A 12,124-nucleotide genomic window follows, 5' to 3' on the forward strand; every position below is an offset into this window, starting at 1 on the left:
GCGCTACGCGGCCGCCGTCTGATCGTAGCGTCGGCGGAGCGCATCGAACAACGCGTTCTCGCTCATTTCGCCGCGCAGATGCACTTCGATCCATTCGCTCGCGGCGGCCTGAAATCCGAGATAGCCGCGATGGCGCGGGCGCACCCAACCCGCGTCCATGGTCCGCCGCGTATTCCGGAAGGCGCCGGCGAAGAGCGCGTCGACGCTCGGGTCGTCCCAGCATTCGACCCGCGCGGGTTGACCGTGGTGGCGGGCGAATTCCGACTGGGTTGATCTCATCGCCACGAAGCGCGCGTAAGCCAGCGCCGCTTCCGGCGACTGACAATGGGCGGAGATCCCGAGCCCCGTCCCGCCGACCGTCGAGCCGGCTATGCCGCGCGGTCCCGGCAGGTCATGAAAGCGCAGCGGCGTCACCCGGTCCGCTTCGGCGTAGGTCGCATAGCAGTAGACCGCCGGACAGAAGACCAGATCGTCGCGCGCGGACATCGCCTCATGCAAATCGATGCTGTTCCAGTCCAGACAGTCCGGCGTCGCCAACGCGAGTAGTCGGCGCATCAGGTCCAGAGCTTCGGAGCTGGTGGCGCGGTTCAGCGCCGAGCCGCACTCCGGGTGCTCCGCCAGCGGGCGCCCTAGGTTGGCGCAGAGCGTCATGAACGTCATGAGCGCATGCACGCCACGGAACCCGATCGCCAGATATTTGCCTTTCGCCCGCGCACTTTCGCCAAGCGCGAGGACGGCTTCCCAGTCCGCGGGGGGCTCCGCCGCCAGATCAGCCATGAGGTCGGGACGCGAAACCGCGACCTGACACGCCGCGTCCACGGGCGCCGCCCAGAGCTTTCCGGAATGGATATAGCTTTGCAGCGACGGCCCGACGAACGCGTCCGACATTCCGGCCGCGATCTCATCGAGCGGAAGCAGACAGCCCGTCTCCGCGATCGCGCCGGCGAACGGGTGATCGAAGATGATCAGGTCGTAGTCCCGCGCCAGATCCTCGATCGGCGTGAATTCGAAGCCGTGCAGGGGCCGCGCCCGCCATTTCACGTCGATTCCCGGATGTTGTGCGCGAAACGCGTCGCGCGTCCCGACCAGAGGCTCGACGGCCCGTCGATGATCCCAGGTCATTCCGCGCAGGAGGACATCCGGCATGGCGCGCTCGCAACAAAGGTTAATGTTGACAAAAGCCTAAACCGCCGATTAGCCTCTGTCCACATACTCGTACAAAAGTCCGAAATACCGGAATGCAAGATTTCGGACGGACGTATAACTGATAGAACGGGAGGGTGGAATTCATGAATACCACAAGAATCCTTTCTGGCGCAGTCGTTTCCGGATTGCTGGCGACTTTGGCGCCCGGCGCGGCATGGAGCGCCGCCGGGGATGAATGCGTCAAGATCCTCGGCTACGAGTGGAGCGGCGAAAAACAGTCGATGGACCCCGCCGACATGCATTCCGGCGACGACGCCTATCATACCTTCGCGGTCTATAATCGGCTGGTCGATGTCGACGACAACTTCAACGTCATTCCGGAACTCGCCACCGAGTGGGCGGTGTCGGATGACGGTCTGACCTGGACCTTCACGCTGCGTGACGGCGTGACCTTCCATAGCGGCAAGGCGTTCAGTTCCGCCGACGTTGTTTACACCTTCAAGCGCCTTCTGGACGAGGCGACCGGATCGGGCGCGGCGGCTGTGCTCGAGTTTCTTGACCCGGACGGCATAACCGCACCCGACCCCCATACGGTAAAGTTCACGACCAAGACGCCCGTGGTCGAACTGCCGGTGCTGATCTCCAACAAGTTCACGAACATCGTTCCGGACGGCGCCACCTCGGAAGAGTTGCGGCTGCATGGCGACGGCACCGGCCCGTTCATGCAGGAGCAGTTCGAGCCGAACGCGCCGGTGCGTATCCTGCGCAAGAACCCGAATTACTGGGCCGAAGGGCTTCCAAAGGCCGATTGCCTGCGGATCACGGTGGCGCAGGAAGCGGTCGCGGCCGTCGCGGCGATCAAGTCGGGTCAGGTTGATCTGATGCTGAATGTCGATCCATCGGTCATTCCCACGCTGCAGGGCGACTCTTCGGTCGAACTGCTGGAAACCGGCGCGTCGAACTCGATGACCGTGTCGATGTGGGTCGACACCCCCCCCTTCGACAATGCGAAGGTGCGCGAGGCGATGAAGCTGGTTGTTGACCGGCAGGCGATGATCGACACCGTCCTTCTGGGTTTCGGCGAGCCTGGCGCCGACAATCCGGTGCCGCTCGGCAGCCCCGCCTCGTTCACCACCGAAGCGCCCGCGCAGGATATCGAACGCGCGAAAGCCCTGCTGGCGGAGGCGGGACACCCGGACGGCCTGAAGTTCGACCTCTACACGGCCGAAGGCGTGCCCGGCATGGTCCGCATGGCGCAGGTCTATGCGGAGATGGCCCGCCCGGCCGGGATCGACGTCAATGTCGTGGTGACGCCGGCGGAAAGCTTCTGGGACGATGTCTGGCTCAAGAAGCCGATCGTGACCTCGGCATGGTCGATGCGCCCGCCGGGCCAGGGGCTGGCCGTGGCCTATGTGCAGTCCGCGAAATGGAAGGAGACGCACTGGGAGCGCCCCGACTACGACGCCCTCCTTCAGGCCGCCAACACCACGGTCGACCGTGATGAGCGCATGCGGACATACCAGAAGGCCGGGGAGATGCTGGCGGCGGAGGGCGGACTGATCCTGCCGATGTTCGTGCATCAGGTGCTCGCCCTGCGGACGGGCTGCTCCGGCTACGTCCCGCTGGCGCAGAACTTCAACCTGAACTTCGAGACGCTCGCCTGCGAGTAAGATGCTGATTGTCGCGGCGCCCCGGGCCCAGAAGCCCGTCGGCGCCGCGCTATCCGAAAAGGGGGCGCCGGGTTGGCCATCCTGCGATTGATGTTCTGGCGGATCGTCATGGCGGCGGTCACGCTGCTCCTGGTTTCGCTCATCATCTTCATGATGCTTGAAGTCCTGCCCGGCGACGTGGCTTCGCGCATTCTCGGCCGTGACGCGACGGAGGCGACCCTGGCCCAGTTGCGCGTCGATCTCGGCCTCGATCAGCCCGCACCGCTGCGCTATCTGGGCTGGCTTGGCGGCCTTCTGACCGGCGACCTAGGCCAATCGCTCGTGTCGAGCCGGCCGGTTTCCGAAATTCTCGCGCCGCGCATATTCAACACTGTGCTGCTCTCGGTTTACGCTTTTCTTCTCTACCTGCCGCTGACGCTTGTCCCGGCGCTGATCCAGGCGATCCGCCGCGACCGGGGCGCCGATCATATCTTCTCGGTGATTACGCTGGTTCTGCTCTCCATGCCGGATTTCCTGCTCGCCACCGTGCTGCTTCTGATCTTCGTGATTTACGTGCCCGTCCTGCCTGCGATCTCGCTGGTCGATCAATCGTCGAGCGTTATCGAATATCTGCGCGCCATGACCCTGCCGGCGCTGACGCTGGCGATCGTCATGTCCGTCTACGCCGTGCGGATGCTGCGGGACAATCTGATCGAGGTGCTCGATTCCGATTACGTCCGGATGGCCGAATTGAAGGGGCTGTCCCCGCGCCGGGTGCTCCTGCGCCACGCCCTGCCCAACGCGCTCGTCCCGACGCTGAACATCACGGCGCTGAACCTCGCCTATCTGATTGGCGGCGTTGTCGTGGTGGAGAAGGTGTTCAGCTATCCCGGCTTCGGCAGTCTGCTGGTGGATTCGCTGCAATTGCGCGATCTGCCGGTCATCGAGGCGACGGTGATGATCGCGGCGCTGGTCTATGTTTCCGCGAACCTGCTGGCCGACATCGCGGCGATCCTGCTCAACCCGCGCATTTCGGCCTAGCACATGACGGAGAGCAACAGCACCTTGCGGCGGTCCCGCTCGATCTGGCGGCAGATGCCGCTGAGCTTTCGTATCGGCGCGGTGATCCTCGCGCTGCACCTGATCATTGCGATCACCGGGCCGTTCTGGGCGCCTTACGGGTATTCGCAGATGGGCGCCGGGCCGCCGCTTTCGGGGATGAGCTGGCTTCATCCATTCGGCATCGACCAACTTGGACGGGATGTTTTCAGCCGGGTTGTGCACGGCGGTCACATCGTCATCGCGCTTTCCCTTGCGGGCACCCTGCTTGGACTGATCGCGGGTGCGATCATCGGTCTCTTTTCCGGCTATGTCGGCGGGTGGATCGACATGGCGATCCAGAGGGTGTTGGAAGCGCTGATCAGCATCCCCTTTCTGGTGCTGGCGCTGATCGCGATCTCCGCCGCAGGGCTCGAAGCGTCAGGGGATCCGGTGCTCGTGGTGCTGGTCGTGGCGCTGGTCTACGCGCCGCGGATCGCGCGCATCGCGCGCGCCGCCGCGATCGACATCGCCACACGCGACTTCGTCACGGTCGCCCGGCTTCGCGGCGAAAGCGCTTGGTCGGTCATGATGCGCGAATTGCTGCCGAACGCCTCCGGCGTGCTTCTTGTCGAATTCGCGTTGCGCGCAGGCTACGCCCCGGTGCTCATCGGCTCGCTCGGGTTTCTCGGTTTCGGAATGAAGCCCCCAACGCCGGAATGGGGCCTGATGATCAGCGAGAACCGCGCCCTGCTAATCGTCTCGCCTGTGACGGTGCTCGGCCCGGGCCTCGCGCTGGCGAGCCTCGTGGTCGGGCTCAACCTATTCACGGAAGGCCTCGCGCGGGTTCTCGGCCGCACTGTAAGGCTCGGCGGCCAATGAGCGCGCGGCCACTGCTTGAGGTGGACGACCTGACGGTCGCTTACCGGCGGGGCGAAGGCTGGTCCCGGGTCGTCGAGGGCGTCTCTTTTTCGATCGCGGAAGGTGAAGTGCTCGGGCTTGTCGGCGAGAGCGGGTGCGGGAAATCGACCGTGGCCCTGCAGCTTCTCGGCTACCGCCACCCCGCGCTGCGGATAGAGAGGGGATCGGTTTCTCTGCGCGCGCAGGCGCTGACCGGACTGAAGCGCTCCGAGCTGGACAACGTTCGCGGCGTCAAGGTCAGCTTCGTGCCGCAGAATCCGACCACGGCGCTCAATCCCGGCATCCGGGTCGGCGCGCAGGTCGCGGAGATGCTGGCGGCGCACGGGCTGTCCGAAGCCGATCTGGGTGAACGCTTCGCGCTTGTCGGACTTCCCGGCGACGCCGCCTTCCGGCGCCGCTTTCCGCATCAGCTGTCCGGCGGCCAGCAGCAGCGCGTCTGCATCGCGATGGCGCTGGCCTGCCATCCGGATGTTGTCGTACTCGACGAGCCGACGACCGGCCTCGACGTCACCACCCAGGCGCAGATCGTCGCGCTACTGGCCGATCTCCGCCAGCGGCTGCGCATGTCGATGCTCTATGTCACGCACGACCTCGCCCTCCTTTCGCAGATCGCGGACAGGGTCGGCGTGATGTATGCGGGCCGACTGGTCGAGATCGCTTCGGCGGAGGCGTTGTTCCGGGCGCCGCGCCATCCTTACACGCAGGGTTTGATCGCATCGATTCCTCAGGCGGCCGACGTAGAGCGGGTCGGCGGGCGGCCATTGCGCGGTTTTCTCCGACGTGAGGAGTTGCCGCCGGGTTGCCCGTTCCAGCCACGCTGCGACCATGCCCGTCCGCCATGCGCGGAACAGGTTCAACCGCTTCTGGACGCGGGTGAAGATCGCGCGGTAGCGTGCTGGCGCTGGTCCGAAATCTCCGTCGGGGCCGCCCCCGAACCAGCGCCCTCCCCGTCGCTCAGCCTCGCGGCCGCGGCCCCTCTGATCGAAGTGGACGATCTTTCGATCTCCTATGGGCGCGCGCCACCGGTCGTCCGAAACGTGTCCTTCACGTTAGCTGAGGGTGAGACCCTTGCGCTCGTCGGCGAATCCGGCAGTGGAAAATCAACCATTGCGCGCGCTGTCAGCGGCCTCCTTCCGCCGAGCGCGGGCGGAATCAGCCTGCGCGGAACGCCGCTCGCACCGTTGGCGCATGAGCGCAGCCGCGAGGAGCGGCGGCTGATTCAGCTGATATTCCAGAACCCCGACGCCTCGATCAATCCGCGCGCCCGCATTTTCGGCTCCCTCCGTCGGCCGGTGGCGTATTTCTTTCCCGATGCGGTGGCGGACAGCCGCGCGCTGATCGCCGACGCGCTGACATCCGTGCGGCTCGACACCGGTTACCAGAGCCGCTTTCCCGACGAACTTTCGGGAGGCGAGCGCCAGCGCGTCGCGATCGCGCGCGCGCTGCTGGCGCGCCCGGCGCTGCTGCTCTGCGACGAGGTGCTCTCCGCCCTCGACGTTTCGGTGCAGGCGAACGTCCTCACATTGCTGCGACGGCTGAAGGAAGAAAGCCGCATCGCCATGCTCTTCATTTCGCACGACCTCGCCGTGGTGCGACTGGTCGCGGATCAGATCGCGGTCCTCTTTCAAGGTGAGATCATGGAGATCGGCGCGACGCAGGACGTAATGGCCCCGCCATTCCATCCCTACACCCACGCGCTGTTGCAGGCCGCCCCCAAGCCGCTGCAGCGCCGCGCCCCGGTTAGCGGCGGCCCGGCCGCCGCGCCCGCCGCGGGGCCCGCCAGAGGATGCGTTTACGCGGCGCGCTGCGCCTGGAAGATCGGCGCGATCTGCGACGAGACACGCCCGCCATTGCGAATGGGCGACCGCGGCGCCGGCATCCGCTGCCATCATTCACCGGAGGCGCTGGCGGAGCGCGCGGAGCGCCATGAGGGAGCGGATGGATGAACGCCGAAGCCGCCGGTTCATCCTGTATGTCGAGGTCGACTGGCGCCCACAAATGCGATCGCGGCGCGCGCCTCGCGCCCGCGCCGTCGTTGCGGCCCTACGCATGACTCGGACATCATCAGGCCAGCGCGATCCGGCGGCCCCAAGAGTAGTCGCGCGCGATCTCCCCGCTACGCGTTTTCCCCTGGACGGCGATGACCAGAACTCCTTCCCCGCCGCGCACGATATCGGCGTCTCTGCAAGTGCGGCGGGGATGCGGCCTTGTCTGGAGGGAATCGAACCCGCGCACCGGGCGAAACGCGTCACCGCGCGCCCGCCATCGATATCAGATGAACGGGACGGGAGCCCGAAATCATGAAGATCACCGAGATAGACGTCCGCGTCCTCCTCGCCCCGAACATGGACCCCACTCTGACCTCTTCGGCGCAGGACAGCCTGGTCGTGCTTGTCCATACGGATGAAGGGGTCGTCGGAATCGGAGAATCCGACGTCAATCCATGGATGGCCAAAGCCGCGATCCTGGCGCCCGGCACCCATACGATGGGCCTCTGCATGCGCGACATGCTGATCGGGGCGGACCCTCTCGATATCGCCGGATTGTGGGATCGCCTCTACAAAGGTACGGCGATGAACGGGCGGCGCGGCGTGGTCGTCCATGCGATGGGCGCAATCGACATGGCGCTCTGGGATCTGAAGGGAAAGGCGCTGGGCAAACCCGTTCACGAGCTTCTCGGCGGGGCGGTGAAGCCCACGGTCACCCCTTACGCCTCGCTATTGCCCAAGGGCGACAGCTTCTCCTCCTATCGCGACGCGCTCGTGGAGTCCGCGCTCCGCGCGAAGGAGATCGGCTTTCGCGCGGTGAAGGCGGAGGTGCTCCTGAATGGCCCCTACGCCCATGAGGGCATGAGCGAAAGCTATGACCGTCATACGGATGTCGTCGCCGCGGTGCGCAAGGCGATCGGCCCGGACGTCACACTCATGGTCGATGTCGGATATCTCTGGCCCGACGCGGCCTCCTGCATCGAGATCGTTCGCGACTGGGCCGAGTTCGACATATTCTTCCTCGAAACGCCGGTCTGGTCCGACGATGTCGATGAATTGCGCAGGGTGCGTGAGGCTGCCCCGATGAAAGTGGCGGCCGGCGAATGGCTTGCGACGCGTTACGAGTTCAGGGAACTGATGGATGTCGGCGGCGTGCAGGTCGCGCAACCCGATGTGGGCCGGGTGGGCGGCCTCTCCGAGGCGCGGATCGTCTGCGACATGGCGGCGGAACGGGGCGTGACGATCGTTCCGCATTGCTGGAAGACCGGCGTTTCGCTCTCCGCGACTGCCCATCTGGCGTTCGCGACGCCGCATTGCGCTTTCATCGAATACCTGCCGCCCCAGCTCTGCCATGAAACCTTGCGCCGCGAACTCGTGGTCGAGGAACTGGACCTTGTCGACGGCCACATCCCGCTTCCGGTCAAGCCCGGACTGGGGTTCGAACTGAACGAGGATGCGCTGCGAGCATACGCCGTCGACTGACCGTCGGCCGTGACATGCGGTTTCCGCATCAGGGAATGGGCGTCGCCCCTGGCGGTGAATGGCGACGGAGACGAGAAGGCGCCGCTCCATTCTGCTTCCGCGCGAAGCAGGCTCTGGTCCAGAGAAACGAAACGCTGAAATGGCGGCGGCCCGGCTGAATCCCGGTCTGCTTCCGCCCCCGGACGCCCGTTCAGTTCAACGGCGCGACGCCGAGCGGCACGGCATATTGTCGGCACCAGATATAGACCTCGTCATACGCGGCGGGGTCCAGCCCCGGCGGGAGCTGGTATGTCTGCGCGCCCGCGTTGGCGCGAAGCGGCTCGAAATCCGTCGCCGCGACGAATTTCCCACCCCGCCCGAAGCCGACCCGCGCGTCCGGCGCACCGTCGAAGCTGAAATTCTCGCCAAGGCGAAGCTCATGCCCCGTCTCGGTATGCGCGATCTCGACCTCGCCGGCGGCGATGTGACCGGAAACACCTGAAAAGACGCCTGAGCGGCCGGGCTCCGCCATCACGCTTTCGGCGCCGAAGAAAACGACCGAAACGGCGACGACACCGGAGGACAATGCAAAGCGGCGCATCCTGAAATTCCTTTCATCGCGACCCCGGGGGCGACCAGGATACACTTGCGGCCGGGCACACAGAAGCCTGGGCGCCGGTTTCGTGAACGCGCCGGATCGTTCTGGGATCACCTGATCGATGGCCATATCTTGCGGCGAGCGACGCCCCCTACCCTTCCTCTCGCGGCGTCCCTATACTGGCGCCGCAAGAGCGAAGCGGGGGATCAAGATGCGCTGTCCATTCTGCGGCGACACGGAAACTCAGGTCAAGGACAGCCGCCCGGCGGAGGATCATGTCACGATCCGGCGGCGGCGGCTCTGCCCGGCCTGCGGCGGCCGTTTCACCACCTATGAGCGCGTTCAGCTCCGCGATCTCACGGTCCTGAAGAAGAACGGGCGGCGCGAGGATTTCGACCGGGACAAGCTCACCCGCTCTATCCGCATCGCCCTCCAGAAGCGTCCGATCGAGCCGGAGCGCATCGACCAGATGATCTCCGGAATCGTGCGGCGGCTGGAAAGCACGGGCGAGAGCGACGTGCGCTCGGAGGCGATCGGCGAGATCGTGATGGAGAGCCTCGCGCGGATCGACACCGTCGCCTATGTCCGCTTCGCGAGCGTCTACAAGAACTTTCAGGAGGCCGACGATTTCGAGGATTTCGTCGCCGAGTTACGCCCGCCAGTGGTGAAAGAAAGCTGAGATGACGCAGGCGCGCGGCGAGGACCGGCGCTGGATGGCGGCGGCGATCGCGCTCGCACGGCGCGGAGTCGGCCGGGTCTGGCCCAATCCAGCCGTCGGCTGCGTTATCGTGTCAGGCGGACGCGTGGTCGGTCGCGGCTGGACGCAGCCCGGCGGACGCCCGCATGCGGAGGCGATGGCGCTGGCGGCGGCGGAGTCGCTCTCGCCCGGCGCGGCGCGGGGCGCGACCGTTTATGTCAGTTTGGAGCCCTGCGCGCATTTCGGCCGCACGCCACCCTGCGCCGACGCGCTCATCGCCGCCGGCGTGGCCCGTGTCGTCGCGCCGATGGAGGACCCGGACCCACGCGTCTCGGGCGGCGGCTTCGCCCGGCTCCGCGCCGCCGGACTCGCTGTGGAGACCGGACTGATGGCGGCCGAAGCCGCTTCGGTGAACGCCGGCTTCCTCATGCGTCAGCGCGCGCGCCGCCCCTTTCTCACGCTGAAACTGGCGGCGACGCTTGACGGACGAATCGCGACCGCCTCCGGCGAAAGCCGCTGGATCACCGGCCCCGCCGCGCGCGCTCGGGTTCATCTGCTGCGCGCACGCAATGACGGCGTGCTCGTGGGCGCCGCGACCGCCCGCGCCGACGATCCGGCGCTCGACATCCGCATCCCGGGGCTACAGGACCACGCGCCGCTCCGGCTGGTGATCGACGCCGCGCTCACGCTCCCGCCAACGCTGAAGCTCGCGGCGCCCTCTCAAGCGGCGATGGCGTGGCGTCTCCACGATCGGAACATCGCCGGAGCCGCCGCCGATTGGGGCGAACCGGTCGCGATCGCGCCGGGGACAGACGGTCGGCTCGACCTTCACGACATGATGGCGGTCCTCGGCGCACGCGGACTGACGCGCGTCCTGTGCGAGGGCGGTGGACGCCTGGGCGCGGCGCTGCTTCGCGCCGGTCTCGTCGATGAAATGGTCTGGTTCTCGGCCGGCGCCGCGATCGGCGCCGAGGGCGCGCCAGCCCTCGGGCCACTCGGTCTCGCGCATCTCGCCGGCGCGCCACGCTTCGATCCCGTTCACCATGAACGGCTCGGCAAGGACCTGATGTCGGTCTGGCGGCCCCGGCGCGAGACGTAGCGCGCGGACCCGCCCCGGGCCGGGCCCCGGGTGCGCGCCCTCTCAGCCTCAGTTTGCGATTCTGGCGACGCTGGCCGCGCTGCCGGTGAAGCCGACGACCGAGGCGATGGATCCCGCGACCTTGGAGAAGCGGGTGAAGGGCGCATCGGTCACATAGAGGATGTCGCCGTCGCGCATCAGCATCTGATCGGCGAGGAACATGCCCGACCCTTCGGTGAGGTCGATCAGATAGGCGATGTTCCGCGTCTGGTCGACCGGCGCCTTTTCCGAGACCCGCACAGCGATCTCCGGCCGCTCGACCCGGAAGATGAAGACGCCGGAGGGATCGGAGGCGCTGGTCTGCAACCCGCCGACCAGCGCGATCGCCTCTAGGACGGTGAGATCGCGGGTCGGGAACGCGACGCGCGACTGGCCGATGGCGCCGAGCGAGAGGAAATTCCGCCGATCCTTGTTGAGGAAGATCACGTCGCCAGCGCGGACCGGCACGTCGAAATCGGGGTTCTGAAACAGATCCTCCATCCAGATCGAACCTTCGACCCCGCCGCGCCGCAGCGTGACGCGCACCGCCTCCGGGTCCGGCACCGCGAAACCGGTCTTGGCGAGAAGGCTGAGGAGGCTCTTTGTCGTGCGCTCGATCGGCACGACGGTGTTCGCGCCCGCCGTTCCGGTGATGGTGATGGATTTCGAATCGCCGGTCTTCCGCCGAACCTCAACCTGCGGGTCGAGCGTCTTGTCGGCGAGCAACTCGCGGATATGCCCGCGAAGCCCGTCAGCGGTGCGCCCGGCGGCGCGGACATTGCCGACATAGGGCAGGTAGATGTTCCCGCTCTCCTCGATCTCCGCGACGAGTTGGGTCGCGCCGCCGATCGGAGAGAAGAGCCCGTTTTCGCCCCGCTCCCAAACCGTGATCTGCACGACGTCGCCCACGCCGAGCACCGCGGTGCGCTCGGGCTGCGCGTCGATCAGGTTCATCGAAAAGCCGAGCGGCTCCGCGATATTGACGGCGGAGACGACCTCGGGCGTGACGCGGATCAGGTCGAACCCAGGATCGACGCCATCCTCGCGCTCCTGGCTGTAGCGGAGATCCTCGTAATAGGGACCGGTGCGCGGCAGGCCGCAGGCCGCGACCGTCGCGGCGAGAACCAAAAGGGCGGCGCCACGCGCCGCACTGCTCAACCGTACTCCCATGCCCTCTACCCCTCGTCACGTTCTGGCCGTCGGCTTACGGCTCCCGACTTGGGCGCGACGCTATCGCAGAATTTCCGCGCGCGCCAGTTCAGAGCGTTGATTTGTTCGGGGCGCGCCGACGCTGTGACCGATGGGACTCAGACCCGCGCGGCCGAGCTTTCACTTGCACGACGCGGGTGGCGCGGACATGGTTTTCGCATGGGTGGGTTCGAACCGTATGATTTGAAGGCTCCGGCGCTCGGTCGGTTCATCGCGCGCGCATTTGTGACATTGGGCGTTGTTCGGCCAAACGACGACGAAAAGAAATCGACTGAGTATGTCGTTTGGCTAAAGCGCATC

The 12,124-nt window shown here is 66.4% G+C and carries 10 protein-coding genes; 7 read left to right on the plus strand and 3 right to left on the minus strand.

The window, feature by feature from the left end; all coding sequences use genetic code 11:
* Window positions 1–3 precede the first annotated feature (3 nt).
* Window positions 4–1,146 carry an extracellular solute-binding protein gene (locus G5B40_RS03690; protein ID WP_165095146.1) on the minus strand — a complete coding sequence of 381 codons (1,143 nt, stop codon included), beginning with the start codon at window positions 1,144–1,146 and terminating at the stop codon, window positions 4–6.
* Window positions 1,147–1,289: 143 nt separating this feature from the next.
* Between G5B40_RS03690 and G5B40_RS03695 the strand changes: the two genes are divergently transcribed.
* From G5B40_RS03695 to G5B40_RS03715, 5 genes are all read left to right on the plus strand, one after another.
* A complete protein-coding gene (locus tag G5B40_RS03695) occupies window positions 1,290–2,816 on the plus strand; it encodes an ABC transporter substrate-binding protein (protein WP_165095148.1) in 1,527 nt (508 codons plus the stop codon).
* A gap of 72 nt (window positions 2,817–2,888) precedes the next feature.
* A complete protein-coding gene (locus G5B40_RS03700; protein ID WP_165095151.1) occupies window positions 2,889–3,836 on the plus strand; it encodes an ABC transporter permease in 948 nt (315 codons plus the stop codon).
* Window positions 3,837–3,839: 3 nt separating this feature from the next.
* Window positions 3,840–4,715, plus strand: a complete 876-nt coding sequence (locus G5B40_RS03705) for an ABC transporter permease (protein ID WP_165095153.1) — start codon at window positions 3,840–3,842, stop codon at window positions 4,713–4,715.
* Window positions 4,712–6,700, plus strand: a complete 1,989-nt coding sequence (locus G5B40_RS03710) for a dipeptide ABC transporter ATP-binding protein (protein ID WP_165095156.1) — start codon at window positions 4,712–4,714, stop codon at window positions 6,698–6,700. The genes G5B40_RS03705 and G5B40_RS03710 overlap by 4 nt, the downstream gene beginning before the upstream one ends.
* Window positions 6,701–7,054: 354 nt before the next feature.
* Window positions 7,055–8,224, plus strand: coding sequence for a mandelate racemase/muconate lactonizing enzyme family protein (locus G5B40_RS03715; RefSeq protein WP_165095158.1), 1,170 nt, complete (start codon window positions 7,055–7,057; stop codon window positions 8,222–8,224).
* A gap of 190 nt (window positions 8,225–8,414) precedes the next feature.
* Here G5B40_RS03715 and G5B40_RS03720 read toward each other — a convergent pair whose 3' ends face one another.
* A complete protein-coding gene (locus G5B40_RS03720; protein ID WP_165095161.1) occupies window positions 8,415–8,804 on the minus strand; it encodes a DM13 domain-containing protein in 390 nt (129 codons plus the stop codon).
* Window positions 8,805–9,012: 208 nt separating this feature from the next.
* Between G5B40_RS03720 and nrdR the strand changes: the two genes are divergently transcribed.
* Both nrdR and ribD read left to right on the plus strand, forming a co-directional pair.
* Complete coding sequence (gene nrdR / locus G5B40_RS03725) at window positions 9,013–9,480, plus strand: transcriptional regulator NrdR (protein ID WP_165095164.1); 468 nt, start codon at window positions 9,013–9,015, stop codon at window positions 9,478–9,480.
* A 1-nt stretch (window position 9,481) separates the two neighbouring features.
* Window positions 9,482–10,597, plus strand: a complete 1,116-nt coding sequence (gene ribD, locus G5B40_RS03730; protein ID WP_246209697.1) for a bifunctional diaminohydroxyphosphoribosylaminopyrimidine deaminase/5-amino-6-(5-phosphoribosylamino)uracil reductase RibD — start codon at window positions 9,482–9,484, stop codon at window positions 10,595–10,597.
* Window positions 10,598–10,645: 48 nt separating this feature from the next.
* Here ribD and G5B40_RS03735 read toward each other — a convergent pair whose 3' ends face one another.
* Window positions 10,646–11,785: a polysaccharide biosynthesis/export family protein gene (locus G5B40_RS03735; protein WP_165095167.1), complete on the minus strand. Its 1,140-nt coding sequence runs from the start codon at window positions 11,783–11,785 to the stop codon at window positions 10,646–10,648.
* Window positions 11,786–12,124 lie beyond the last annotated feature (339 nt).

The organism is Pikeienuella piscinae (genome assembly GCF_011044155.1).
GTDB classification, from domain to species: Bacteria; Pseudomonadota; Alphaproteobacteria; order Rhodobacterales; family Rhodobacteraceae; genus Pikeienuella; species Pikeienuella piscinae.

Bases quoted from the DNA above. Each gene is read 5' to 3' on its own strand.
- G5B40_RS03690 (WP_165095146.1), bottom strand. From the start codon at position 1,146: ATGCCGGATGTCCTCCTGCGCGGAATGACCTGGGATCATCGACGGGCC.
- G5B40_RS03735 (WP_165095167.1), bottom strand. From the start codon at position 11,785: ATGGGAGTACGGTTGAGCAGTGCGGCGCGTGGCGCCGCCCTTTTGGTT.
- G5B40_RS03705 (WP_165095153.1), top strand. From the start codon at position 3,840: ATGACGGAGAGCAACAGCACCTTGCGGCGGTCCCGCTCGATCTGGCGG.
- G5B40_RS03720 (WP_165095161.1), bottom strand. From the start codon at position 8,804: ATGCGCCGCTTTGCATTGTCCTCCGGTGTCGTCGCCGTTTCGGTCGTT.
- G5B40_RS03715 (WP_165095158.1), top strand. From the start codon at position 7,055: ATGAAGATCACCGAGATAGACGTCCGCGTCCTCCTCGCCCCGAACATG.
- G5B40_RS03710 (WP_165095156.1), top strand. From the start codon at position 4,712: ATGAGCGCGCGGCCACTGCTTGAGGTGGACGACCTGACGGTCGCTTAC.
- ribD (WP_246209697.1), top strand. From the start codon at position 9,482: ATGACGCAGGCGCGCGGCGAGGACCGGCGCTGGATGGCGGCGGCGATC.
- G5B40_RS03695 (WP_165095148.1), top strand. From the start codon at position 1,290: ATGAATACCACAAGAATCCTTTCTGGCGCAGTCGTTTCCGGATTGCTG.
- nrdR (WP_165095164.1), top strand. From the start codon at position 9,013: ATGCGCTGTCCATTCTGCGGCGACACGGAAACTCAGGTCAAGGACAGC.